25 protein-coding genes are annotated in these 24,559 nt (G+C 68.0%); 13 read left to right on the forward strand and 12 right to left on the reverse strand.

Annotated features, from left to right (window positions below):
• The first annotated feature begins 37 nt into the window (after positions 1-37).
• Entirely contained in the window at positions 38-331 is a 294-nt protein-coding gene (locus tag AC07PA_RS00250; protein WP_494604064.1) for a DUF4148 domain-containing protein, read from the forward strand.
• Positions 332-438: 107 nt separating this feature from the next.
• On the opposite strand, the gene AC07PA_RS00255 is transcribed toward AC07PA_RS00250, so the two are convergent.
• From AC07PA_RS00255 to AC07PA_RS00265, 3 genes are read right to left on the reverse strand one after another with little or no spacing between them, the layout of a single operon-like run.
• Complete coding sequence (locus tag AC07PA_RS00255; protein ID WP_494604062.1) at positions 439-819, reverse strand: nuclear transport factor 2 family protein; 381 nt, start codon at positions 817-819, stop codon at positions 439-441.
• A gap of 2 nt (positions 820-821) precedes the next feature.
• Positions 822-1,019: a tautomerase family protein gene (locus AC07PA_RS00260; protein ID WP_494604060.1), complete on the reverse strand. Its 198-nt coding sequence runs from the start codon at positions 1,017-1,019 to the stop codon at positions 822-824.
• Between the two features lie 11 nt (positions 1,020-1,030).
• On the reverse strand, positions 1,031-1,585 hold the full coding sequence (locus tag AC07PA_RS00265; protein ID WP_494604058.1) for a flavodoxin family protein: 555 nt from the start codon (positions 1,583-1,585) through the stop codon (positions 1,031-1,033).
• Positions 1,586-1,686: 101 nt separating this feature from the next.
• Between AC07PA_RS00265 and AC07PA_RS00270 the strand changes: the two genes are divergently transcribed.
• On the forward strand, positions 1,687-2,592 hold the full coding sequence (locus AC07PA_RS00270; RefSeq protein WP_494604056.1) for a LysR family transcriptional regulator: 906 nt from the start codon (positions 1,687-1,689) through the stop codon (positions 2,590-2,592).
• Positions 2,593-2,601: 9 nt separating this feature from the next.
• On the opposite strand, the gene AC07PA_RS00275 is transcribed toward AC07PA_RS00270, so the two are convergent.
• Entirely contained in the window at positions 2,602-3,999 is a 1,398-nt protein-coding gene (locus tag AC07PA_RS00275) for an aminopeptidase P N-terminal domain-containing protein (protein ID WP_494604054.1), read from the reverse strand.
• A gap of 148 nt (positions 4,000-4,147) precedes the next feature.
• Between AC07PA_RS00275 and AC07PA_RS00280 the strand changes: the two genes are divergently transcribed.
• The 5 genes from AC07PA_RS00280 to AC07PA_RS00300 are packed head-to-tail and all read left to right on the forward strand — an operon-like array spanning position 4,148 to position 8,594.
• A complete protein-coding gene (locus tag AC07PA_RS00280) occupies positions 4,148-4,657 on the forward strand; it encodes a hypothetical protein (protein ID WP_494604052.1) in 510 nt (169 codons plus the stop codon).
• 1 nt (position 4,658) lies between these two features.
• Positions 4,659-5,333 (forward strand): PspA/IM30 family protein, encoded by a 675-nt coding sequence (locus tag AC07PA_RS00285; protein WP_007850995.1) that lies wholly within the window; start codon positions 4,659-4,661, stop codon positions 5,331-5,333.
• Positions 5,330-5,962, forward strand: coding sequence for a YqiJ family protein (locus tag AC07PA_RS00290; protein ID WP_145693742.1), 633 nt, complete (start codon positions 5,330-5,332; stop codon positions 5,960-5,962). Before AC07PA_RS00285 ends, AC07PA_RS00290 begins: the two co-directional genes overlap by 4 nt.
• Positions 5,963-6,012: 50 nt before the next feature.
• Positions 6,013-7,725 (forward strand): flotillin domain-containing protein, encoded by a 1,713-nt coding sequence (locus tag AC07PA_RS00295; RefSeq protein ID WP_145693744.1) that lies wholly within the window; start codon positions 6,013-6,015, stop codon positions 7,723-7,725.
• On the forward strand, positions 7,722-8,594 hold the full coding sequence (locus AC07PA_RS00300; RefSeq protein ID WP_494604049.1) for a hypothetical protein: 873 nt from the start codon (positions 7,722-7,724) through the stop codon (positions 8,592-8,594). The genes AC07PA_RS00295 and AC07PA_RS00300 overlap by 4 nt, the downstream gene beginning before the upstream one ends.
• A gap of 12 nt (positions 8,595-8,606) precedes the next feature.
• Here the strand turns inward: AC07PA_RS00300 and AC07PA_RS00305 are convergent, their stop codons facing one another.
• Together AC07PA_RS00305 and AC07PA_RS00310 are read right to left on the reverse strand one after the other, a co-directional pair.
• Positions 8,607-9,365 (reverse strand): nucleotidyltransferase family protein, encoded by a 759-nt coding sequence (locus AC07PA_RS00305; RefSeq protein ID WP_007850984.1) that lies wholly within the window; start codon positions 9,363-9,365, stop codon positions 8,607-8,609.
• The gene (locus AC07PA_RS00310) at positions 9,362-9,763 is read right to left on the reverse strand and encodes an S-adenosylmethionine decarboxylase family protein (protein ID WP_007850981.1); all 402 of its coding nucleotides are present in this window, start codon (positions 9,761-9,763) and stop codon (positions 9,362-9,364) included. Before AC07PA_RS00310 ends, AC07PA_RS00305 begins: the two co-directional genes overlap by 4 nt.
• Positions 9,764-9,897: 134 nt before the next feature.
• Here AC07PA_RS00310 and tkt point away from each other — a divergent pair, with 134 nt between their 5' ends.
• From tkt to AC07PA_RS00330, 4 genes are all read left to right on the forward strand, one after another.
• Entirely contained in the window at positions 9,898-11,955 is a 2,058-nt protein-coding gene (gene tkt / locus AC07PA_RS00315; RefSeq protein WP_108016571.1) for a transketolase, read from the forward strand.
• A gap of 156 nt (positions 11,956-12,111) precedes the next feature.
• Complete coding sequence (locus tag AC07PA_RS00320; RefSeq protein ID WP_494604046.1) at positions 12,112-12,816, forward strand: hypothetical protein; 705 nt, start codon at positions 12,112-12,114, stop codon at positions 12,814-12,816.
• A 27-nt stretch (positions 12,817-12,843) separates the two neighbouring features.
• Positions 12,844-13,842 (forward strand): type I glyceraldehyde-3-phosphate dehydrogenase, encoded by a 999-nt coding sequence (gene gap, locus AC07PA_RS00325; protein WP_007849989.1) that lies wholly within the window; start codon positions 12,844-12,846, stop codon positions 13,840-13,842.
• 1,093 nt (positions 13,843-14,935) lie between these two features.
• Positions 14,936-15,634 (forward strand): hypothetical protein, encoded by a 699-nt coding sequence (locus AC07PA_RS00330; protein ID WP_007849983.1) that lies wholly within the window; start codon positions 14,936-14,938, stop codon positions 15,632-15,634.
• A 78-nt stretch (positions 15,635-15,712) separates the two neighbouring features.
• On the opposite strand, the gene AC07PA_RS00335 is transcribed toward AC07PA_RS00330, so the two are convergent.
• The 6 genes from AC07PA_RS00335 to AC07PA_RS00360 all read right to left on the reverse strand — a co-directional run bounded on the left by AC07PA_RS00335 (position 15,713) and on the right by AC07PA_RS00360 (position 22,789).
• Complete coding sequence (locus tag AC07PA_RS00335; protein WP_494604044.1) at positions 15,713-17,017, reverse strand: four-carbon acid sugar kinase family protein; 1,305 nt, start codon at positions 17,015-17,017, stop codon at positions 15,713-15,715.
• Positions 17,018-17,024: 7 nt separating this feature from the next.
• Positions 17,025-18,311: a ribulose-bisphosphate carboxylase large subunit family protein gene (locus tag AC07PA_RS00340; RefSeq protein ID WP_494604042.1), complete on the reverse strand. Its 1,287-nt coding sequence runs from the start codon at positions 18,309-18,311 to the stop codon at positions 17,025-17,027.
• A 4-nt stretch (positions 18,312-18,315) separates the two neighbouring features.
• Positions 18,316-18,867 carry a VOC family protein gene (locus AC07PA_RS00345; protein ID WP_007849975.1) on the reverse strand — a complete coding sequence of 184 codons (552 nt, stop codon included), beginning with the start codon at positions 18,865-18,867 and terminating at the stop codon, positions 18,316-18,318.
• A 74-nt stretch (positions 18,868-18,941) separates the two neighbouring features.
• A complete protein-coding gene (locus AC07PA_RS00350; RefSeq protein WP_494604040.1) occupies positions 18,942-20,813 on the reverse strand; it encodes a TRAP transporter large permease in 1,872 nt (623 codons plus the stop codon).
• Positions 20,813-21,850, reverse strand: a complete 1,038-nt coding sequence (locus tag AC07PA_RS00355) for a TRAP transporter substrate-binding protein (protein ID WP_494604038.1) — start codon at positions 21,848-21,850, stop codon at positions 20,813-20,815. The genes AC07PA_RS00350 and AC07PA_RS00355 overlap by 1 nt, the downstream gene beginning before the upstream one ends.
• Before the next feature lie 135 nt (positions 21,851-21,985).
• Entirely contained in the window at positions 21,986-22,789 is an 804-nt protein-coding gene (locus AC07PA_RS00360) for an SDR family NAD(P)-dependent oxidoreductase (protein ID WP_007849967.1), read from the reverse strand.
• 118 nt (positions 22,790-22,907) lie between these two features.
• Between AC07PA_RS00360 and AC07PA_RS00365 the strand changes: the two genes are divergently transcribed.
• Positions 22,908-23,939 (forward strand): LacI family DNA-binding transcriptional regulator, encoded by a 1,032-nt coding sequence (locus tag AC07PA_RS00365; RefSeq protein ID WP_007849966.1) that lies wholly within the window; start codon positions 22,908-22,910, stop codon positions 23,937-23,939.
• Between the two features lie 205 nt (positions 23,940-24,144).
• The gene (locus tag AC07PA_RS00370) at positions 24,145-24,528 is read left to right on the forward strand and encodes a DUF4398 domain-containing protein (RefSeq protein WP_494604035.1); all 384 of its coding nucleotides are present in this window, start codon (positions 24,145-24,147) and stop codon (positions 24,526-24,528) included.
• Positions 24,529-24,559: the final 31 nt, after the last annotated feature.

Raw genomic sequence — 24,559 nt, forward strand, 5'->3', positions numbered from 1 at the left:
TTTTTTGAGACGCTTTTTCACTTGAAGGATTTTCATCATGAACACGACCGCACGCTTCCTCTCCATCGCCGCTGTTGCCGCTTTCGCTTCCTTCGGCGCCCAAGCCGACGAAGCCGATGCTTCGCAATTCGCCACGAAGTTCGAAACCAACCGCACCCGCGCCGAAGTGGCCGCTGAAGCCGCTACCGTGGCCCAGACCCGCAGCATCGAGCCCGCTGGTTCGCGCGTCGTGACCTACAAGTCCACGGCCGACCGTGCTGCCGTGCGTGCCGCAGCCGCTGAAGCTGTGCGCCTGGGCCAGATCCCTTCGGGCGAAATCAGCGCCCTGTAATCCACAGGCAAGGCTGCAGGCCGCACTGCAGCCTCCATGCAAAAGGCCGGTGTCCCGCGAGGGGCACCGGCCTTTTGCCATGGGCGAGCCTGCCCACAGGCGCGCCTTCACTCCGGCACGTCGAAGTGGAACACCTTGCTCACGATCTGCCAGCGCCCGTCGAGCCGCACCAGCGTCAGGAAGTCCGTAAAAAGGCGCGGTGCAATCGCGCACTCCACCCGCGCAAAGGCCGTGACCGGACCGGCGAACTCGATGGACAGGATGCGATCGCGCCGCGGCTGCCCGAGGCTCGCGGGCGAAGGACGCTGGTCCACGATGGGAAAGTACTCTGCCATGCTCCGGCGCAGCAGCTGTCCCTCGGTGGCGCAGCAATAGATCGCCTGCGGATGGAAGACCTGTGCCAGCCGGCCCGTGTCACTCTGGTACAGGCCGTCGAAGTAGGTGCGCAACGTCGTGGCGACGCCCGCAAAATCTGAGGCGGCGTTCATGGCTAGCGCTTTCGGAACTCGGCCACGGGCAAGCCGCCCACGCCCCAGTTGTCGAGCTCGATCTCGTCGATCACCACGTGCGTGGTCGCGGGGTTCTTGTGCAGCACCCGCACCAGCAGCTCGGTGACGCCGGCGATGAGCTCGGCCTTCTGTTCGCGCGTCACGCCTTCGCGGGTGATCTGGATGTTCACGTAGGGCATGGCGGCTCCTTTCAGCCGATGCGGCCCACGACCTGTGCAATGCGCTCGCCGAAGGCCCGGGCCGTTGCCAGGTCGCCAGCCACCATCTCGTCGGTCGATGCATCGGAGGGCGTGGCGGTCATCAGCCCGGCAAAGGAGGCCAGGTAGTTCAGGTCGTCACGCAGCGCGGCCTTGGTGTTGCTCGGCGGCAGGGCCGTGCCTGCCCAGAGCATGCCGTGCTGCTGCGACAGCGAGAACAGGGTGTAGAGCGTGGTGAGCTTGTCGCCGTTGATCCCGGCGCTGTTGGTAAAGCCGGCGGCCAGTTTGTCCTTCCACCCCTGGCGCGCCCAGACGGCGGAGCTGGCATCCACGAAGCGCTTGAACTGCCAGCTCACGTTGGCCATGTAGGTCGGCGAGCCGAACACGATGGCGCGCGACGCATCGAGCTGTGCCCAGCCTTCGGGGGCGAGCTCGCCGTGCTCGTCGATGGCGAGCAGAACGCCGCCGCTGCCTGCAGCGACGGCCTTTGCGATTTCGCGGGTGTGGCCGTAGCCACTGTGAAAAACGATGGAAATGGGAGAGGTCATGGGTTTCCTGGTCGAGACAAAACGGGAAACCGCAGGTTATTAAATACCTCATGATTGATAAACTACCCATCACTAACTTCATCCATTACATGGAGTAATGCATGGCCCGTGAATTCGGCGACGTGATGCTCGGGAGCATCGAACTGTTCTGCCTGGCCGCAGAAGCCCAGAGCTTCACAGCCGCAGCCCGGGAGGCGGGGCTGACCCCGGCGGCGGTGAGCCGCTCCATTGCGCGGCTGGAGGAGCGTCTGCAGGTGCGGCTGTTCGTGCGCAGCACGCGCAAGATCCGCTTGACCGATGGCGGCCGGACCTATTTCGACCAATGCCGGCAGGCGCTCAACCGCCTCAGCGAGGCCGAGCGGGAATTGACCGGCACGCAGGCAGAACCTGCCGGCAAGCTGCGCATCAGCGTGCCCACCACGCTGGGGCATTACCGTGTGCTGCCGGCGCTGGTGGGCTTTCGCGCGCGCTACCCCAAGGTGCAGGTCGAGGTGCAGCTGAGCAACCGCAATGTGGACTTCACGGCCGACGGCTTCGATCTGGCCGTGCGGGCACGTGCGCAGGCCGACTCAGGCCTGGTCGCGAGAAAGCTGATGGACGCAGAGCTGGTCGTGGTCGCCACGCCGGGCTACCTGCACTCGGCGGGCGTGCCCCGCAACCTTGGCGACCTGGCATCCCACGAGTGCCTCCAGTTCGTGCTGCCCAGCACCGGGCAGGCAGTGCCATGGGTTTTTTGCCAAGAGGGCCAGGACATCGATGTCGGCACCACGGGCAGCCTCACCTGCTCGGACGACCTGCTGGGCGGAGTCACCCTGGCACGCCATGGCGCAGGGCTGCTGCAGACCTACCGTTTCATCGTGGAGGACGACCTGCGGCAGGGCCGGCTGGTGGAGGTGCTGCAGGACCTGGGCGGCCGTTCCCGGCCGTTTTCGATCATCTACCCGGCCACCCGCCACATGCCGCTGCGCGTGCGGGCCTTCATCGACCACCTCATCACCAGCGTGTAGAGCGGGCCATCAGGCGCGCATCAGCGCCTCGATCTCGTCCGCATCCACCGGCACGCCGCGCGTGATCAGCTCGCAGCCGGTGGCCGTGACGATGGCGTCGTCCTCGATGCGGATGCCGATGCCATGGAACTGCTCGGGCACGCCCTCGGCGGCGCGCACGTACAGGCCCGGCTCGATGGTCAGCACCATGCCGGGCTGCAGCACGCGGCTCGGGCGGTTGAGGATGGTTTCGCCCGAAAGCGGGTCCTTGCGCTCGGTGGTCTTGTCGGCCTCGCCGGGCTCCACGTAGCTGCCGCAGTCGTGCACGTCCATGCCCAGCCAGTGGCTGGTGCGGTGCATGTAGAACGGGAAGTAGGCGCGCTTGTCGATCACGTCCTGCACGCTGCCCACCTTGCTGGCGTCGAGCAGGCCCAGGTCCAGCAGGCCCTGGGCGAGCACGGCCACGGTGGCGTCGTGCGGGTCGTTGAAGCGGGCACCGGCGCGGGTCGCGTCCACGGCCGCGACCTGGCTGGCCAGCACCAGGTCGTACAGCGCCCGCTGCGGCCCGGTGAACCGGCCATTGGCCGGGAAGGTGCGCGTGATGTCGCTGGCATAGCCGTCGAGCTCGCAGCCGGCGTCAATGAGCACCAGTTCGCCATCGCGCACCGGCGCGGCATCGGCGCGGTAGTGCAACACGCAGGCATTGGCCCCCGCGGCCACGATGGAGCCATACGCCGGGTACTGCGAGCCGCCTTCGCGGAAGGCGTACAGCAGCTCGGCGTCGAGATGGTACTCGCGCACGTCCTCGCCAGCGCGCAACATGCGGGCCGAGCGCTGCATGGCACGGACGTGGGCGCGGGCGCTGATGTCGCTGGCGCGGCGCATGATGTCCTGCTCGTGCGCATCCTTGATGAGGCGCATCTCGTCGAGCGGGCCGCACAGGTCCTGCTGCACGGCCGGGCACTGTGCGCCGTAGCGCACCCGGGCGCGCACGGCATTGAGCCAGCCCTCCACGCGCGCAGCCAGGCCGTTGTGGGTGGCATGGGGGTACCACACGCTCTGGCGGTTCTCCAGCAGGCGCGGCAGCTGTGCGTCGAGCACGGCGCTCGAGTGCGCCGCATCCACGGCCAGCACGCCAGGCGCCGCCTCCGGGCCCAGGCGGTAGCCGTCCCAGATCTCGCGCTCCAGGTCCTTGGGGCGGCAGAACAGCGTGCTCTGCCCTTCGGCCGTGAGCACCAGGCAGGCTCCGGCCTCGGTGAAGCCGGTCAGGTAGTAGAAGTAGCTGTCGTGGCGGTACAGGAAGTCGGTATCGCGGTTGCGCGGGTACTCGGGTGCCGTGGGGATGATGGCAATGCCCCCCGCACCCAGCTGGGCAGCAAGGCGCGCGCGGCGCTGGGCATAGATGGAGGGCGAGGAGGGTGAGTTCATGCGCTATTTTTATCGCGAATCCACCGCCCTTCGGTGCCGCAGGCCATCCCGCCTGCAAACAATTCCAAAAACCTGCGGCGCCAAAGAGTTGTTGACAAACGTATTCACATGAATACCATCGCATTCAACCCCACTTCGGATGGATGCCATGGTCACCACCTCCACCACGATGGAACCCCTCTCCGCCCGCATACCGAGCGACCTCTACCTGTGGTTGGCACAGCTGCAGGTAGAGGGCGCCACCACCAACAGCGACAAGCTGCGCGTGCTGCTGGGCCAGCTCAAGCGCCACCACGACGGTGCACTGGACTATGTGGCCGCCCATGCCTGGGCGCGCGACATCACCGGCCGGCTGCGCGAGTCGCTGGTGCGCACCGAGGGCCAGACGGGCCGGCACTCGGACGTGCTCAACGCCATGCTGGACCATGTCACCACCTGCCTGGCCATCGTGGTGAGCAACGCGCCCGCTTCGGAGCAAGAGGCCGCCCGGCTCGAAGACCTGCTGGTGCGCCGGGGCTTTGCGCTCAGTGAGATGCTGCTGCGCCAGGCGACCACCACGCAGGCCAGCGCGTACGATCCGGCCGTCGTGCAGCGCCACGCCGCAGCGACGCTGGAGCTGGCCCAGTCGATTCACTCCCCTCTCTCGAAAGGAGCCTGAGATGGCAGATTCGCTCAAGACACGCGTAGGCCGCATCATTGCCGGCAGCGTGCATGCGCTGGTGGACCACCTGGAGAACCATGCGCCGCTGGCGGTGATGGAGCAGTCGCTGCGCGAGGCCGACACCGTGATCGGCGAGGTGCGCCATGAACTGGGCCGCACCAGCGCCAACCGCCACCTGGCCCAGCAGCAGCATGCCCACCTCAACGGCCAGCACGGCACGCTGGCCGAGCAGATCGACCAGGCCCTGGCGGCCGGCCGTGACGACCTGGCGCGTGTCGCCGTGGCGCGCCAGCTCGACATCGAGGCCCAGATCCCGGTGCTGGAGACCACGCTGGCCGACCTGGCGCGGCAGGAAAGCGAGCTCACCGGCTATGTGGCCGCCTTGCTGGCCAAGCAGCGGGAGATGGCCTCTGCCCTGGAGGCCTTTCGCCAGAGCCGCACGGCGGCAGCCCAGGCCGCCCCTGTGCCCCCAGGCGGTGCCAACGCGGTCCAGCAACGCATGGATGCCGTGACTGACGCCTTCGACCGCGTATATGCGCGCCAGAGCGGCCTGGCCGGCACCGACCGCAGCCACACGCTGGACCAGGCGGCCAAGCTCAAGGAGCTCGACGACCTGGTGCGCGACCACAAGATCGCCGAGCGCATGGCGCGCCTGAAAACGGGGCACGCGTGATCACCTCCCTGTTCACCGCCCCTGAGACCTGGCCCTTCGGCGTGGCCTTTGCGCTCATTGTCGGCATCGCGCTGATCGAGGGCCTGGGCATGCTGGTCTCGCTGAGCCCGAGCAACTGGCTCGACGATCTGCTGCCTGACATCGATGGCGACACCGGCCTGGACCGGGTGCTGGGCTGGCTGTACATCGGCAAGGTGCCCTCGCTGGTGCTGTTGGTGCTGTTCCTCACGGGCTATGCCATCTTCGGCTACAGCCTGCAGAAGGTGGCCCATGGCCTGCTGGGTGGCTACCTGCCGGTCTGGCTCGCCGGCCTGGTGGCCGTGGCACCCGGCATGGCCACGGTGCGCAGCCTGGGCTCGCTGATCGCGCACATCATCCCGCGCGACGAGACCTCGGCCGTGAGCGAGATGTCGCTGATCGGGCGGCCGGGCGTGGTCTCCGCCGGCGCTGCGCGCCGCGGCCTGGCGGCGCAGGCGCGGGTGCGCGATGCCCATGGCCGCACCCACTACCTGATGGTCGAGCCCGACCTGGATGACGAGGTCTTCGACGAAGGCGCGCAGATCCTCATCGTGCGCAAGATCGGGGCCTTCTACCGCTGCATTGCCAACCCGCATCCGGGGTTGATGTAGCCGTCCATTGCCATCAACATACCAACACCAACCGAGGGAGAGACTGAGAAATGAGCAACCTGATCGAACTGGGCGCGATTGCCGGCATCGCCCTGCTGGCGCTGCTGACCATCGGCATCGTCTTTGCGCGCCTGTACAAGCGCTCCACCAAGGAGACCGCCTTCGTGCGCACGGGCCTGGGGGGCCAGAAGGTCATCATGGACGGCGGCGCCATCCTGCTGCCGGTGTTCCATGAGCGCGTGCTGGTGAACATGAACACCCTGAAGCTCGAGGTGGTGCGCCGCGCCAAGGAAAGCCTGATCACCAAGGACCGCATGCGCGTGGACGTGACGGCGGCCTTCTTCGTGCGCGTCAAGCAGACCGAGGAGGCCGTGAGCATCGCCGCCCAGACCCTGGGCGCGCGCACCATGAGCCCCGAGGAGCTCAAGGCCCTGGTGGAAGACAAGTTCGTGGACTCGCTGCGTGCCACGGCCGCCACCATGACCATCCAGGAGCTGCAGGACAAGCGCCGCGACTTCGTGCAGGCCGTGCAGAACGCGGTGGCCGAAGACCTGGAGAAGAACGGCCTGGAGCTCGAATCCGTCTCGCTGACCAGCCTGGACCAGACCGAAAAGCAGTTCTTCAACCCGAACAACGCCTTCGACGCCGAGGGCCTGACGCGCCTGACCGAACAGACCGAGGCACGCCGCAAGCAGCGCAACGACGTGGAGCAGGACACCGAGGTGCAGGTGCGCACCAAGGACCTGGAGGCCACGCGCCAGAAGCTCACCATCGAGAAGGACCAGGAGTTCGCCTCGCTGTCGCAAAAGCGCGAGATCGAGACCACGCGCGCCGAACAGGCCGCGCTGATCGCCACGCAGCAGGCCGAGCGCAGCCGCGAGGCCGAGGCCGCCAAGATCGAGGCCGAGCGCCAGGTGAGCCAGAAGCGCATCGAGGCCGAGCGCGAGATCAAGGCCGCCGAGATCGAGAAGAACCTGGTGATCCAGACGCGCGAGATCGAACTCGAGCGCCACACCGAGACCAAGCGCGCCGAGCAGCGCAAGCAGGTCGAGATCGCGCGCCAGGATACGCAGATCGCCATCGCCACCAAGTCGCGCGAGCAGTCCGACGCCGATGCCGCCGCCAACCTGGCGCGCGCCGAAGCCGTGAAGGCCGAGGAAGCCGTGAACACCGCGCGCCAGGTGGCCGTGGCCGAGCGCGACAAGAACATCCAGCTGATCGAGGCCTCCAAGGACGCCGAGCAGAACGCGATCTCGATCCGGGTCTCGGCATCGGCCGAGAAGGAGGCCGCGATGGACCGCGCCGAGGCCATCACTATCGAGGCCCGCGCCCGCCAGGCCGCGGCCCTGGCCGAGGCCGAGGGCAAGCGCGCGCTGAACGAAGCGCTCAACACCCTGTCGGCCGCCCAGGTGGACCTGCAGGTGCGCAGCCTGCTGCTGCAGCAACTGCCACAGATCATCGCCCAAGCCGTGCGCCCCATGGAGAAGATCGACTCGATCCGCATCGTGCAGGTCGGCGGCCTGCCGGGTGGCGCGGGAAGCCAGGGCGCGGGGCTGGGCGGCAATGGGTCCCAGGGCACCTTCCCGGAGCAGGTCCTGAACTCGGCCCTGCAGTACCAGATCGCCAAGCCCATCGTGGACGCGGTGATGAAGGACGCGGGCCTGTCCAATGAAGGCATCACCGGCATGGCGCAGAGCCTGGCCGGCATGCTGGGCAGCCCGCCACAGGCCGCGCCAGCGCCTGCCAGCCACGCCGCTGAGTGAGCCTGCGGCCGCGGCCCGGCCTGGCCGGGCTCGCCGCCCATCGCCGTGGCTTGTGCGCCACGCAGCTCCCTGCCGGCCCGGCCGCCCTGGCCATGGGCGTGGCAGACTTGGGCACCATGCTCAACCTGCTTGCATCCCTGCTGAATTTCATCTTCACGCTGCTGTTCCCCGTGCTGGGGCTGGCACTGACGGGGGCCTTGCTGGTGTATGCCGCCTATGTGCGCTTCGTGGACATCCCGCAGAAGTGGATGCTCACCCGGCGCGCGCTGCAGATCCTGTGCGCCGTGGCCTTGCTGTGCCATGCGCTGATCCTGCTGAAGTGGTACCTCTCCGTGCGCACGGAGCAGGAGCGGCAGTACGGCGCCGTGGTGCGCGCCAGCAGGGAGCGCTTCGTGCTGCCCGCAGATTTCCAGTACGGTGAGCTGCTGCTCCCCGCAGGCAGCCTGATCAACCGCAACGACCCCTTCGACAAGGGCGAGCCCGGCAAGCCGGTCGCTCTGCACGGGCTGGAGTCGGTGCGCTTTGCCCAGCCCGTGCAGATCGCAGGAGCCTGGGTGAGCGCGCTGCAGACCCTGCCCCTGCGCCTGGAGCTGGCGCAGGACCAGACGCTGGGTCCCGTCTACCGCTTCGACAGCAACACCCAGGGCTGGGTGGAGCACAAGCTGGTGCCGGCACTGGCCTGCCGCAAGGGGCAGATGGCGGTGTTCCAGGTCCCCCCTATTCCCTACGATGTGCAGGCGGAAGTGGGCAAGCCCGCGCCGGACGGGCCCGAAGCGCGCTTTCGCCCCAGCGAATGGCTGCTGCGTGCCTGCGAGAACGGCACCGCCATCGCCGTGCAGCCTGCCCACCCGGCCGCGGCCAGCCAATGACCCGACGAGGGTTCAGCGGTTGAGTTCGGCCAGGCGCTCGGGCGTGCCCACGTCGGTCCAGCGGCCCGTGTAGAGCGAGGCACCCACGCGGCCCGCGTCCATGGCGCGGCGCAGCAGCGGCGCCAGCGGCGCTTTCAGGCCGCCCGGGTTGCCTACCGGAATATCGCACCAGGGCTTGAAGAACAGCTCGGCATGCAGCAGCGCGATGGTGCTGTAGGTGTAGCGGGGAGCGGGATCGTCCGCTGGCAGGTTCAGCGCCAGCCCCTCGGGCGACAGGCCGAAATCGCCGCGCGGGTGGTGCTCGGGGTTAGGCACCAGCCACAGGTGGGCCAGTTGCCGGCTGGCCTTGAAGGCCTGCACCGCCCGGGTGTCGAACACGAAGTCCGGCACATACACGTCCCCGGCAGCCAGCCAGAAGACGTCCGACTCCACCAGGGGCAGCGCGCGCGCAATGCCACCCGCCGTCTCCAGCGCGCCGCCGAAGTCGCGACCCTCTCGGGAGTAGGCGATCTCCACCCGGTGGTTGCCCCGGCGCGAATGGTGCGTGCCGAAGGTGGTGCCGCAGTGGGCCTCGATCTGCTCGCCCAGCCAGGCGGTGTTGATGACCACCTCGCCCACACCGGCCTCGGCCAGGGCCTGCAGGTGCCATACCAGCAGCGGCTGCCCCTGCACCGGCAGCAGGGGCTTGGGGACGGTGTCGGTCAGGGGCCGCATGCGTTCGCCGCGGCCGGCGGCCAGCAGCAGGGCCGGCACCTGGGCTGCGGCGCTCACGCGGCCACCTCCACGGCAGCGGTGTCCACGGCACCACGCTGCAGCGCATGGCGCTGTACGCTGACCGGATCGAACAGCGCCAGCAGCGTGTCCATTAGATGGCGCGCCCGGCCCGAATGGTCGGCGCCGAAGTTGCAGACATAGACGTCCAGCGTCACGGCCTGCTGCTCGGGCCAGGTGTGCACGCACAGGTGCGACTCGGCAAGCAGCACCGTGGCCGTGACCCCCCCGGGCCCCTGGGCGGTGGCCGGGAAAGCATGGAACAGCTGGCCCACGGGCTGCAGGCCCGCGGCGCGCACGGCGTCCGTGCAGGCGCGGCCCAGGGCGGCGGAATCCAGCAGCCATTCAGGCGCGCAGCGGCAGCCATGGAGGTCGGCGGTGAGGTGCAGTCCTTGCATCAGCCGCACTGTAGTGCATTGCCCGGCCACCAAGGCACAAAGACGTGTTTGCACCAGCGGAAACCGTTCTCGGGCGCTCACCGGTAAAATAGCGGGTTTCCCCTGAACCTCCCCCACCCGGAGCCGCTCTTTCCATGGCCAACACCCTGCAAAACCAACCAATGGCAAACGCGATCCGCGCGCTGGCCATGGACGCCGTTCAACAAGCCAACTCCGGTCACCCCGGCGCCCCGATGGGCATGGCAGACATGGCTGTGGCCCTGTGGGGTCGCCACCTCAAACACAACCCGACCAACCCCCAGTGGTTCGACCGCGACCGTTTCGTGCTGAGCAATGGCCATGGCTCCATGCTGCTGTACGCGCTGCTGCACCTCACGGGCTATGACCTGCCGATCGGCGAACTCAAGAACTTCCGCCAGCTGCACAGCAAGACTGCCGGCCACCCCGAAGTGGGCATCACCCCTGGCGTGGAAACCACCACCGGCCCGCTGGGCCAGGGCATCACCAATGCCGTGGGCTTCGCGCTGGCCGAGAAGCTGCTGGCCTCGGAATTCAACCGTGACGGCCATGCCGTCGTGGACCACAACACCTACGTCTTCCTGGGCGATGGCTGCCTGATGGAAGGCATCAGCCACGAAGCCGTGTCTCTGGCCGGCGCCTGGAAGCTCAACAAGCTGATCGCCCTGTACGACGACAACGGCATCAGCATCGACGGCCAGGTCGCCCCCTGGTTCGCCGACAACACGCCCCTGCGCTTCGTGGCCAGCGGCTGGAACGTGATCGGCCCCATCGACGGCCACGACGCCGAGAAGGTGGCCGCGGCCATCGCCGACGCCAAGAAGCAGACCGAGCGCCCCACGCTGATCGTCTGCAAGACGCATATCGGCAAGGGCAGCCCGAACCGCGCCAACACCGCCAAGGCCCACGGCGAGCCCCTGGGCGCCGAGGAAATCGCGCTGACGCGCGAAGCCCTGGGCTGGAGCCACGAGCCGTTCAGCATCCCCGAAGACGTGTACGGCGCCTGGAATGCCAAGGACACCGGCCAGGCCGCAGAAGCCTCGTGGAACGAGCGCTTTGCTGCCTACACCGCTGCGTTCCCCGAACTGGCCGCCGAACTGACGCGCCGCATGCAGGGCCAGTTGCCCGCCAACTTCGCCCAGGTGGCCGTGGACACCGTGGTCGCCGCCCACACCAAGGGCGAGACCGTGGCCAGCCGCAAGGCCAGCCAGCTGGCGCTGGAAGCCTTCACCGCCGCCCTGCCCGAACTGCTGGGCGGCAGCGCCGACCTGACCGGCTCCAACCTCACCAACACCAAGAGCACGCCCAACCTGCGCTTCGACATGCAGGGCCACGTGGTGCAGACCGAAGTGTCCGAGGGCAAGAAGATCGGCGGCCGCCACATCAACTACGGCGTGCGCGAGTTCGGCATGGCCGCGATCATGAACGGCATTGCGCTGCACGGCGGCTTCATCCCGTACGGCGGCACCTTCCTGACCTTCAGCGACTACAGCCGCAACGCCATCCGCATGGCCGCGCTGATGAAGCAGCGCGTGATCCATGTGTTCACGCACGACTCCATCGGCCTCGGTGAAGACGGCCCCACCCACCAGTCGGTGGAGCACGCCGCCAGCCTGCGCCTGATCCCCAACCTGGACGTGTGGCGTCCCGGTGACACGGCCGAAACCGCCGTGGCCTGGAGCGTGGCCCTGTCCAACAAGGACAAGCCCACGGCGCTGCTGCTCTCGCGCCAGAACCTGCCCTACGCGCCCAAGCGCGACCTGGGCGACATCAGCCGCGGCGCCTATGTGCTGAGCGAGCCCGCCGACGTGGGCCTCAAGAAGAAGGCCGTGGCCGTGATCATCGCCACCGGCTCCGAAGTGCAATTGGCCCTGAAGGCGCAGCGCCTGCTGGCCGACCGCAAGATCGCCGTGCGCGTGGTCTCCATGCCCAGCAACACCACCTTCGACCGCGAAGACGCCAAGTACAAGAAGTCCGTGCTGCCCGCCGGCATCCCCCGCGTGGCGGTGGAAATGGGTGTCACCGACGGCTGGTGGAAGTACGGCTGTGCCGCAGTCGTCGGCCTCGACACCTATGGTGAGTCGGCCCCGGCGCCGGTGCTGTTCAAGCACTTCGGCTTCACCGAAGAGAATGTGGCTGCCACCGTGCAGGCCGTGCTCAAGGGCGGCCGCTGACCGGGCGCGGCGGGGCAGGGACGTAACATTGTGCAAATATGCAGAGGTTTCGCGTGACTTACAGCACGTTGCAGCCTCTTTGCATGCTTGACGCCGTTACATGTGGCCGGCACGCTAGTCGTTTTCATTGACGTCCCCCTTTTTCAAGGAGCTGCCATGATCCCGACCCTGTTTCCCCGCAAGTCCCTGGCCGCCATGGCCGTGCTGTCGCTGGCCTGCCTCTCGGCCCATGCCCAGGTGGAGATCACCGATCCACCGGCCGGCCACAACTACGGCAAGGTTCCGCTCCAGGCCACGTTTGCGACGCAGTACTTCTCGGTGTTCAACCGCAGCAGTGCGCCGCTGCAACTGGGCACGTTGATCTCCAGCGGCGCGGCCCTGGCGACCTGTGCCGGCATCGGCTGCCCGGTCGTCGCCCAAGGGGACTTCCTGATCCCGGCCGGCTCGGACGGCTGCTCGAACGCCGTGCTGCAACCTGGCCAGGGCTGTTCGACCCTGGTGGCCTTCACCCCCACCGCCCCGGGGTCGCGCATCTCCCAGCTCATAGTCCCGTCGCGCACCGGCGCGGCGCTGGCGACCTACCCGCTGCACGGCACAGGCACATCGACACCGCTGGACTGCGTGCTCGACTGGGCCGAGAAGAGCTTCCCGCAGCTGCTGACCACGCCCACCGGCACCGCCACCGTCTCGCCCTTCCACCTGCGCTGCTATGCCAACGGCACGATGTGCCTGGGCGCCGACACGGCCGTGCCCACCTTCGACCAGCCCAGTGTCTACTTCTACCAGACGCAGCCCACCCCCTCGGTGCAGCGCCTGGGATACCTCTCGACATTCGCACAGGCGGCGCAATGTCCACCCTGATTCCTTAACGTTTGGAGAACCTTGGAAATGACGATCAAGATTGGCATCAACGGCTTCGGCCGCATCGGCCGCAACGTGCTGCGCTCCGCCATCCAGAATTTCAGCGACATCGAGGTCGTTGCGATCAACGACCTGCTGGAGCCCGAGTACCTGGCGTACATGCTGCAGTACGACTCGGTGCACGGCCGCTTCAAGGGCGACGTGTCGGTGGACGGCAATACCCTGATCGTCAACGGCAAGAAGATCCGCCTGACGCAAGAGCGCGACCCCGCCAACCTCAAGTGGAACGAGGTCGGCGCGGACGTGGTGATCGAATCCACGGGCCTGTTCCTGGACAAGGTCACGGCCCAGAAGCACCTGGACGCCGGCGCCAAGAAGGTCATCCTGTCGGCTCCTTCCAAGGACGACACCCCCATGTTCGTGTACGGCGTGAACCACACGAGCTACAAGGGCGAGGCCATCGTCTCCAACGCCTCGTGCACCACCAACTGCCTGGCCCCCGTGGCCAAGGTGCTCAACGACAAGTGGGGCATCAAGCGCGGCCTGATGACCACGGTGCACGCAGCCACTGCCACGCAGAAGACGGTGGACGGCCCGTCCAACAAGGACTGGCGCGGCGGCCGCGGCATCCTGGAAAACATCATCCCTTCGAGCACGGGCGCTGCCAAGGCCGTGGGCGTGGTGATCCCTGCGCTCAACAAGAAGCTCACCGGCATGTCCTTCCGCGTGCCCACCAGCGACGTCTCGGTGGTTGACCTGACCGTGGAGCTGGAAAACGCCGCCACGTACGAAGAGATCAAGGCCGAGATGAAGGCCCAGTCCGAAGGCGCGCTCAAAGGCGTGCTGGGCTACACCGAAGACAAGGTGGTGGCCACCGACTTCCGTGGCGATACCCGCACCTCGATCTTCGACGCCGACGCCGGCATCGCCCTCGATGGCACCTTCGTGAAGATCGTCAGCTGGTACGACAACGAATGGGGCTACTCGAACAAGTGCCTGGAAATGGTGCGTGTGGTGGCCAAGTAAGCCGCCAGGCCCCGGCCGACACCAAGGCCGGCTGCCCGCAAGGGTGGCCGGCCTTTTTCTTTGCCCGCATGCAGAAGAACGCAATGCCACCGTGGAGAAAACTGCTGTTGGCGTGACATGTGGCACTTTGCCGCCCATTGCTTCCTTGACGACCTCCTAGAGGGCAACCTTGTCGTGACTGACTCACGCCCAAGGAACCGCCACGCGACCAAGCCGCCCTTCTCCAATCCCTGGTCGCCTTAGCTATGCTCTCGCTGGCCGACCTGTCAGCCCATGCCCAACTGGAGATCACCGACCCGCCGGGGGAGCACCGCTTCGGCAAAAGCCCCGCTTTTCCCCACCTCGGCCATCCAGTATTCTCCGTGTTCAACTCCGGCGCCTGCGCCGTGCAACTGGGCACCATGGTCTCAAGCCGCGCCGCGGAAATGACCTGTACCGGCTTGGACTGCCCCGTGATCTCGGCATCGGACTTCGCCATAGCAGCAGGCTCGGACGACTGCAGCAATGCGCTACTCCCGCTCAGCAGGGTTGCTCGACTTTGGTGGTCTTTTCGCCCAAGGAACCGGGTGCACGGCTCTCGCAATTGATCTTCCCTTTGCGCGATGGTTCGGCGACTAGGACTCGCATCGTCGCTCGGCACGGGCGTCGCACCCAGCATCAACTGCATTCTCGAATGGACCGAAAGACCTTTCGCTGGTATTGACCACACCCATCGGCACGTTCACGGTCTTGCTGTGCCACCTGCGCTGCTACGCTAACGGCACGTTGTGCCTGGGGGCTGATATGGCATCGGACGACCTCAACCTGAAGGACGTGTAAACCAGCCACAGGCCCCCCGCTGCACCGCCTTGGAGATCTTTCGGAGCTGAGCAAGCGACCCAATGCCGGTGATTCTGTCCGCGATGCAAACCCCGGGGCCGGACCCGCAGTGCGCGCTGGCGAGGTCCCATTCCCTCTATCGACGGCCAAAGCGGCGCTCCACAATGCATCTGCTGGCGCAATCTACGGCGCTGGCGCGCGGCAAACGACTTGACGCCGCCATATGGCCAAGGCACGCTTGCCATTTTTCCCGAATTCTTCTCAAGGAATTGCCATGATCCCACCCCTGATCTCCCGCAAGTCGCTGGCCGCAATGGCCCTTCTGTCGCTGGCATCCGTGTCGGCACAAGCCCAGGACGTGTTGATCTCCGATCCCCCACAGGACCACACCTTCGGCAAGGCGGCGCTCAACTCCACGTTTGCGACGCAGTATTTCTCGGTCTTCAACCGCGCGAGCACAGCGGTGCAGCTGGGTACGGCCGGCGTGGACGGTGCCCTGGTTACCTGTGCGGCGCTGGGGTGCCCGACCATTGCACCTGCCGACTTTACGATTCCGGGCGGCTCAGATGGTTGCAGCAACGCCATACTACAACCGGGCCAGGGGTGCTCCACCCTGGTGATCTTTTCACCCAAGCAGCCGGGTTCCCGCCTGGCACGCCTAGTGTTCCCAGTTCGCGGTGCAGCCGCCGTTACCCGCACAGTGATGGGCACCGGCCTGGCCCAGCCGACGGACTGCGTGCTGGACTGGGCAGAAAACTCCTTCCGCTCCATCCTGACGAGTCCTACAACGACCATCACCGCCTCGCCGTTCTACCTGCGCTGCTATGCCAACGGCGCGCTCTGCCTCGGGGCCGATGCAGCCGTGCAGACCGCCGACCAGCCCAGCGTCTATCTCTACCAGCCTCATACCACACCGACGGTGCAGCGCCTGGGGTACCTCTCGACTTTCGCGCAGGCAGCCCAATGCCCATGATTTTGCGTACTTACAAGGCGACAACGCCAAGCCGGCGGCCCGCAAGGGCTGCAGGTCTTTTTCATCTCGCCCGCGGGCTCAGGCGCCGTCACCGTGCAGCAGCCGCTCGAAAAGATCGTCCGATCCCATCTGCCCACCCTTGAGCATGATCTCCAGGCCATCGAGCGCCGGGTGCTCGCTGTGCAGCTGGCACAGCGCCACACCGGGCGCGAGCGAGGCCCGGTACGACAGGCCCCAGGCCGCAAGCGCCTGCACCGCCAGGCTGGAGGTATCGCCCCCGGCGATGCCGATGCGGCGCAACGGCACCTGCGCCAGCACCTGCGCCAGCAACCGGCCGCCGGCCTGGGCCACCTGGTGGGCCGTGGCACCGTGCGCGGCGCTGCCCGCAGTCACCGCCAGCACGCTGCGGCCGGCCTGCAGCAGGGCTCCCAGGTGCTCCGCCAGGGCCCTGACTGCGTGCTCGCCACCGTGCACCAGGGCTGCCACATCGACGGACACCTGCTCGTAGGACACCGCAGCGCGCACCTGCTGCGCCGTCACCGGCGACAGGCTGCCCGCCAGCACGAAAACAGGCCCTGGTGCGGGCGCCAACGGCGCTGCCGTCGCCGCTGCCGCATGGGGCCACTGCGTCGCCAGCGCCTGCACCACGCTGCTCGGCCCCACCGCCAGCAGCCTGGCCTGCTGGGCACGGCGCCACACCAGCTGGCCCACGGCCTGCAGGTCATCGGGCCGGCTGGCGTCCATCAGCACCGCGGCAGGGCGCTCTGCCAGGGTGGCATCAAGCACCGCCTCCTGCCGGGCCAGCGGCTGGGCATACAGCGGGTAGTCTATGCCGGGCACCGGCTGCAGGCCTTGCTGGGCCAGGTGCAGGCGCAGGTCGCTCTCCTGCATGGGCGTGACCGGGTGGCGGCTCATGGTGGGGTGCCGGTCGATGCGGTGCACCGCCGGATCGCTCCCGGCACGCGCGAACAGGTGGCCGAACACGCAGTAGCGCCCCAGGCTGGGCTGGCCGCCGACGATGGGAACGAAGCGGTTTTCCACATGCTGGCGCAGGGTGTGCACAGCCACGCCGATGCTGCCCACGTGCGGCGCGCTGTCGAAAGTGGAGCACACCTTGTAGTGCAGCACCGGCACGCGCATCTGCGCGAAGAAGCGGCCTACGGGTTCCAGTTCGGCACGCATGGCCTCAGGGTCCATTGCGCGTGCGGCGCCCGCGATGCCGATGGCGTCCAGCGGCCCTGCGCGCCGCAGCTGCGCGGCCGTGGGCACGCCCATGAACAGCAGGGCCCGCAGCCCCGCCTGGGCGGCCGTGGCCAGGGTGTCGGTGGCCCCGGTGAAATCGTCGCCATACCAGCCCAGGCGGGCAGTGGATGCAGCCATCATGGTGTGCTCAGCCCTTGGAGCCGAAGAAGCCCAGCGCGCACTGCAGTTCGGGCGCATTCTGCGCAAAGTGATCGAGCGGCGTGCCCGCCGCCACGGCCTCCCAGGCCTGCTGGATGCTTGCCACGCCCGCGGCAGGGCCATCGGGGTGGGCCAGGATGCCGCCGCCCGACATGAACAGGAGGTCGGTGCTGCGCAGGCGCTCCCAGGTCAGCGGCACGGTGCCGGCCCACTGGCCGTTGGAGATGGCGGGCAGCACGGCGTCATCCAGCCCCGGTGCCAGCGGGGCCAGCGTGTCATGGGCCGATTCGACCACCTCGTCGTCGGTCTGCGAGAACTTGCCTTGCAGGCCGTGCACGTGCATGTGGTCCACCCCGGCCAGGCGCCACAGGGTCTGCCAGGCCTGGAACGAAAAGCCCAGCAGCGGATGCCGCGACAGCGCGCCATAGCCGTTGCGGTGGCCATGCAGCGCCAGCGGTGTGTGGCGGCGCAGGGTCTGCACGGCTGAGTAGCCGCACCAGTTGAGGCTGGCCATCACGCAGCTGCCGCCTTCGGCCTGCACCAGGTCGGCATGGCGGCGCATGGCGTCGGTCTCGTCCGTGATGTTGAAGGCCACCATGACATGCTTGCCCGTGCGGTCCTGGTGCGCGCGCACGGCGCGCATCACGGCCCGGACGCGCTCCTGCAGCGGGGCGTGCGCGGGGTCGGCACAGACCTCGTCGTCCTTGATGAAGTCCACGCCCGCCGCGCACAGCCGCGCGGCCAGCGCGCCGGTCTCCTCGGCCGACAGGCCCACATTGGGCTTGACGATGGTGCCGATGAGCGGGCGCCCCTGCACCCCCGTGAGCGCACGCGTGCCCGCGATGCCCTGGCGCGGCATGTCGAAGCGCCGGCGGTACTCCGCCGGCAGGTGCAGCGATTCGAGCCGCAGGCCCGTGACCTCGCCCAGGTCGAACAGGTTGCCCGACACCGTGGCCGCGAGCGTGGGCAGATTGGCGCCCACATTGGCCACCGGAAAACGCACCGTGAGCCGCGCCCGGCGGAACGGCCCGGCCAGCGGCCTGCCGGCCGCGGCGCGGCGCTCCAGCCAGCCATTGGGCAGGCTGGGCGCGGCCACGGATTCGAGTTCCTCGATGGATTGCACGGTGGCGCGCGCACGCTCGCGCAGCGCATCGGTCTCACCCTCCACGCGGGTGAAGGTGCCACAGGACTGTTCACCCGCAAGCACCTCGGCCACATGGGCCGGGTCCAGCGGCGTCTCGATCAGGTAGCGGGCTTCGAAATGCTCGGCGTCCATGGGATCAGAGGGTGTTGAGATCGGGGAAGGGGCGCACCGGGTCCTCGCCGTCCCAGTCCTTGGCTGCCTCGCGGATCAGCGTGAACAGCCGGCCCTTGGGCCCGGCCACTTCGGACAGCTCGATCAGCGCGCCCGGGTGCAGGCCCGGGTGCTTGCCGTCCTCGAAGTACACGAAGCGGCCGTTCACACCCACCTCGCCGCTCATGCAGACCTTGAAGCCCGCGGCCTCGGCACGTGCGAGGTCGGCGTCGAAGTCCTCCGTCCAGTAGGCCACGTGCTGGCCGCCCACATGGCCGGCCTGCTGGAAGTCACGGTACATCGAAGGCACGTCGTTGCGCGTCTGCAAGAGCTCGATCTGCACGCCGCCGGCATTGGCCAGGGCCACCGAGTTGTGCGGCTCATGGCGCTCGCCACGGTAGGTGTAGTTTTGAATCGGCACGCGCGGGTTGTAGTACCAGGGCCCGACGCCCAGCACATTGGCCCAGTAGTCCATGGCGGCCTCGATGTCGGGCACGAGGTAGGCCACCTGGCGGATTTCACCAAAGAATCGGCTCATGGTTTGCTGCTTTCAGAAAGGGAAGGAGGGCCCGGCATGCAGGGCGGCCGGACCAGGGGGTTGGATGAATTGCGTTATTTGGTCAGGAACCCCGTGGAGAACCACGGGATCGCGGCCACGATGACCAGACCCACGAACAGCGCCATGACGTAGCCGCCGATGTGGGACAGGCCTTCGTTGGGGTGCACCTTGCTGATCGCGCAGGCGCCGTAGTAGCCCACACCGAAGGGCGGCGCGAACAGGCCGATGCCCATGGCGAAGATCACGACCATGGCGTAGTGCACCTCGTGGATGCCCACGGCCTTGGCAATCGGGAACAGCAGCGGCCCGAACAGCACGATGGCCGGGATGCCTTCGAGCACGCTGCCCAGTACCACGAAGGCAATGATCGACACGGCCATGAAGCCCCAGGCGCCGCCGGGCAGCTGCTTCATCACCTCGGCCAGGTCGCGCGAGAAGCCCGACTGCGTGAGCCCCCAGGCCATGGCCGTGGCGCAACCCACGATGAAGATGATGGCGCCCGTGAGCGAGGCAGTCTCGATGAGCATGGGCCGCAGCCGGCGCCAGTCGAACTGGCGGTGGATGAACAGGCCCACCAGCACAGCGTAGACGATGCCGATCGTGGAGACCTCGGTCGCCGTGGCCACGCCCTCGACCACGGCCGCGCGGATCACGAAGGGCAGGGCGATGGCCGGCAATGCGGTGACCAGGAAGCGCACGATCTGCGCACGCCCGAAGCGCTGCACCTGCGACAGGTCTTCGCGCCGGTAACGCCACCAGACCACGGCGCACAGGCAGGCGCCCACCACCACGGCCGGCAGCATGCCCCCTGTGAACAGCGCCGCGATGGACACGCCCGTGACCGAGCCAATGGTGATCAGCACGATGGAGGGCGGGATGGTCTCGGTCTGCGCGCCCGTGGCCGACAGCAGCGCCACCAGGTCGCCGGGCTTGGCGCCGCGCTTTTGCATCTCGGGAAAGAGCACGGGCGCAATGGCCGCCATGTCGGCGATCTTCGAGCCCGAGATGCCCGAGACCAGGTACATGGCCCCGATCAGCACGTACGACAGCCCGCCGCGCACGTGGCCCAGCAGGCTGGCCAGGAACTGGATCATGGCGCGCGCCATGCCGGTCATCTCGATCAGCGCACCGAGGAAGATGAACAGCGGCACGGCCAGCAGCATGAGGTGCGACATGCCTTCGTCGAGCCGCCCCACCAGTACCAGCATGGGAGCGCGCGTGGTGAGCGCCAGGTAGCCGAAGGTGGCCAGCGCGAACGAGAAAGCGATGGGCACGCCCGCGAAAACGCAGGTGGCCACCACCACGACGAAGAAGATCACCAGGTTGAGCTTGCCCAGCGGCGGGAACAGCGGCTGCGCGAGCCAGAAGGCCAGCGCCAGCGCCCCCACCGTGGCCACGGCCGCCAGCATCACCGCCAGGCCGCCCTCGCGCAGCATGCGCAGGGTGCACACCAGCAGCATCAGGGCCATGCCGGCCGGCAGCGCCGAGGCGCGCCAGGCGTTGCTGATCTCCAGCGCCGGCGTGACGATCACGGCCTCTTCGGCCGCGTACTCATAGGCGTGGTGCAGGATGAGCAGCAGGAAGGCGAAGGACGCGGCCATGGCCAGCGCCTCCAGGTAGGCACGCGCCGCGGGCGGCACCTTGCCCACGAAGGCGGTCATGCGCATGTGCTCGCCGCGGCGCAGCGCCACCACCGCGCCCAGCATGGACAGCCACAGGAACAGGATGGAAGCCAGTTCGTCCGACCAGACCAGCGGCGCATGGAACACATAGCGCGACACCACGCCGCAGAACAGCAGGCAGATCTCCACCAGCACCAGCAACGCTGCGGCGGACTCCACCACCACGCCGATGCCGCGGTCCAGCGGGTCGAGCGTGGTGCGCCAGCCCGTGGGGACGGGCGCGGGCACGGCAGCGGCCAGCATCAGGACACCTTGCCGACGGAGGCTTCGAGCAGCGCCCAGGCTTCGTCGCCGAACTTGCCCTTCCACTCGGAGTAGTAGCCGGCCTTGCGCAGCTGCTCGCGAAAGCTCTGCGGGCTGGCGTCGTTGAAGGCCATGCCCTTGACCGTGAGGTCACCGCGCAGCGTCTCGTTGAGCTTCTTCAGGTCGGCGCGCTGCTGCAAGCCTGCCTCGTCGAAGGCCCGGCCGAGGATGAGCTTGAGGTCGTCCGGCAGGCCGCGCCAGGCGCGCCCGTTGACGACCATGTGGTAGCCGTCCCAGCTGTGGTTGGTGACCGAGCAGAACTTCTGCACCTCGTAGAGCTTGGCGGTCTGCACGATGGCCAGCGGGTTCTCCTGCGCATCGACCACCTTGGTCTGCAGGGCCGAGTAGACCTCGCTGAACTGCAGGCTGGCCGGCGATGCCGACAGGGCCTTGAACATCGAGATGCCCATGGGGCTCACCGGCACGCGGATCTTCATGCCGCCCAGGTCGGCCGCGCTGTTGACGGCCTTGGTGCTGGTGGTCACCTGACGGAAGCCGTTGTCCCACATGCGCGGGAAGGTGTACAGGCCCACCTTGGCGAAGGCCGCGCGGATGCTGTCGCCGAGCTTGCCGTCGACCGTCTTCCAGACCTGGTCGTAGTCGGCGAAGGCAAAGCCCACGGCCGTGATGGCGCTGATGGGCGCGAGCGTGGCGATCACCATGGTGCCGGCGTTGAAGATTTCCAGGCCGCCGCTGCGCACCTGCGAGAGCATGTCGGTGTCGCCACCGAGCTGGTTGTTGGGAAAGACCTTGAGCTCGAGCCGCCCCTTGCTCTCGGCCAGGATGCGCGCCGCCGCCTCGTTGGCGCGCACGTTGAGCGGGTGCGACACGGGCAGGTTGTTGCCGAACTTGAAGCTGTACTCCGGCGCGGCGGCGCTGGCCAGCCCGGGCCAGGCGCCCGCGACGGATGCGGCAGGCAGTGCGCACAGGCCGCGCAGCAGGCTGCGGCGCGAGGAAGAGGGATTCGAATGGGCCATGGTCTTTGTCTCCTGTCTTTATGGAATCGTTGGAAGGGGCACGCGCGGGGCGGCTCTTTCAAGGGCTGACCTTATCGGTGGTCTGCGCCCCGCGCAAATCAGAAATCTGATGGCTTTTGATGGAAATTTGACGCTTCAATTGCACCGCGCATGCATGCCGCCGTCGACCAGCAGCTCCACGCCGTTGATGTAGCGCGCCTCGTCGGACGCCAGGAACACCGCGGCGTTGGCCACGTCCCAGCCATCGCCCATGCGCCCCGTGGGCGAGAGTTTGTGGCGTGCGGCCACCATCTCCTCGTGGCTCGCGTAGAAGCCCGAGATCTGGCGGTAGATGTGCGGCGTGTCCATCACGCCCGGCAGTATGCAGTTGGCGCGGATGCCCTCGGCCGCGTACTGCAGGGCCACGCTCTGCGTGAAGGAGTTCACCGCCCCCTTGGACGCGGCATAGGCGCAGTAGGCATAGCCCGTCCAGCGCACGCCGCCGAGCGCGCCGATGTTGACGATGGCGCCCGACTGCCGCGCCTGCATCAGCGGCAGCACGGCCTTGCAGGTCAGGAACATGCTCTTGACGTTGACCGCCATCACCCGGTCCCAGGTGTCCTCGGAGGTTTCCACCGGCCCGCCCTGCGAGGTGATGCCCACGTTGTTGTGCAGGATGTCGATGTGGCCATAGGCCTGCACCGCCGCCTGCACGGCGGCCTGCACCTCGTTCCACTGCGTGACATCCGCGCGCACGGCAAGGGCTTCATTGCCTTCGCCGCGGATGGTGTCGCGCGTCACCTCGGCCGCGGCGCCGTCGCGGTCCACCGCAACCACCTGGGCCCCGGCCCGCGCATAGGCCGCCGCAGCGGCCTTGCCATTGCCCCAGCCATCCCCGTCGGACCCGGCACCGAACACCAGGGCCACGCGGCCCGCGAGCCGCTTGTTGTTTGTCTCCATCATTGTTCCTTGTCTTGACCGCCGCCCTCTGGCATGCGGTGGGCTCTTACGATAGCCTCGGGCCCGTGATGCACCAATCGCCAAACATGATGGTTTTTGATGGCTTCGGAGGCCGACCGTGAGCCGCGCCCTGCCCGGCGTGGCCGAGGTCGCCACGCTGGCCGGTGTCTCCACGGCCACGGTGGACCGGGTGCTCAACCGGCGCGGCGGCGTGCGCCAGGCCACCGCGCAGCGCGTGGTGCAGGCCGCGGGCGAGCTGGGCTACCTGCCGGCGGACGGCCTGGCCGCCACGCTGGCGCCAGCGCCCCTGCGCGTGATGTTCCTGCTGCCGCGCAACACCAGCCGCTTTCTCACCATGCTGGGCGACATGGTCAGCTACTCGCAGGAGCACTGGGCACCGTTCCACGTCAAGTGCCGCGCCGAAACGGTGGACAGCTTCAACCCCGAGGCCCTGGCCCAGGCGCTGTTGCACCACGGCAAGCGCTACGACGGCCTGGTCATGATGGCGCTGGAACACCCCCAGGTGCGCGAGGCCGTGGCCACGCTGGCCGAGCGCGGCGTGCCCGTGGTCACCGTGATCTCGGACCTGGGCAACTCGCAGCGCGTGGGCTATGTGGGCCTGGACAACCGGGCGGCGGGCCGCACGGCGGGTTACCTGATCGGCCGCTTCATCGGCGCGCGTGCCGCCAAGGTGGCGCTGGTGGCCGGCAGCCTGCGCTACGCGGCGCACCAGGAGCGCGAGGCGGGCTTCCTGCACGTGCTCGAAGAGCTGTTCCCGCAGCTCACCGTGGTGGGCCTGCGCGAAGGTCTCGACGACTCCGAGAAGAATTACCGCCAGACCCGCACCCTGCTCGAGCGCCACCCCGATCTGGCCGGCATCTACAACATCGGCGGCGCCTCCGATGGCATCGCCCGCGCACTGCAGGAGTGCGGCATGCAGCACAAGGTGGTGTTCATCGGCCATGGCCTCACGCCCGACACGCGCGCCCAGCTCATCGACGGCAGCATGGACGCCGTGATCACCCAGAACCCGCTCAGCACCATCACGAGCTGCGTGCGCATCTTCGCCAACCTGCGAGACGGGCGGTCGGCCTTGTCGGGCGTGGAGACCACGCGCAGCCAGGTCGTGTTCCGAGAGAACCTGCCCTGACGCGCCCCGGGTGCCGCTGCGCCCGCGCACGTAAGCCGGTGTAAGACCTCGCCCACAGGCGAACTGTGGCGGGGCCTACGCGCCATGGCGACCCCAGCGCGAACAATGCACCTGAACCAGCAGCGTCTCCTGGTCGCCTCCTCGCCCGGCATGCCGGCATCTCGGGGAAGGCCGATCCCACCCCCTCCTAGGAGTTCAGAACACCATGCATTCATACGCACCCATCCGCATCGCCGTCGCCACCCTCGCCCTGGGCGCCCTGGCGGCCTGCTCCTCCACCCCCCCACCCACCGAACAGATGGCCGTGAGCCGCACCACGCTGACCCGCGTGTCGGCCTCGCCGGCCGTGACCGCCACCGCCCCCGTGGAACTGCAGCGCGCCCGCGACAAGCTCATGGCCGCCGAGAAGGCCATGGGCGCACAGGATTACACCGCCGCGCGCCGCCTGGCTGCCGAGGCCGAGGTGGACGCCCGCGTGGCCGAGACCCGCGCCGACGCGGAGCGCAATGCCGGCAACCTGGCCCAGGTGCAGGACGGCATCCGTGCGCTGCAGGAAGAAATCAACCGCCGCGCTGCACCCGCACGCTGAGCACCGCAGCCCATGCATGCCACCACGGCAG

It is taken from the genome of Acidovorax sp. GW821-FHT09B03 (genome assembly GCF_059418305.1).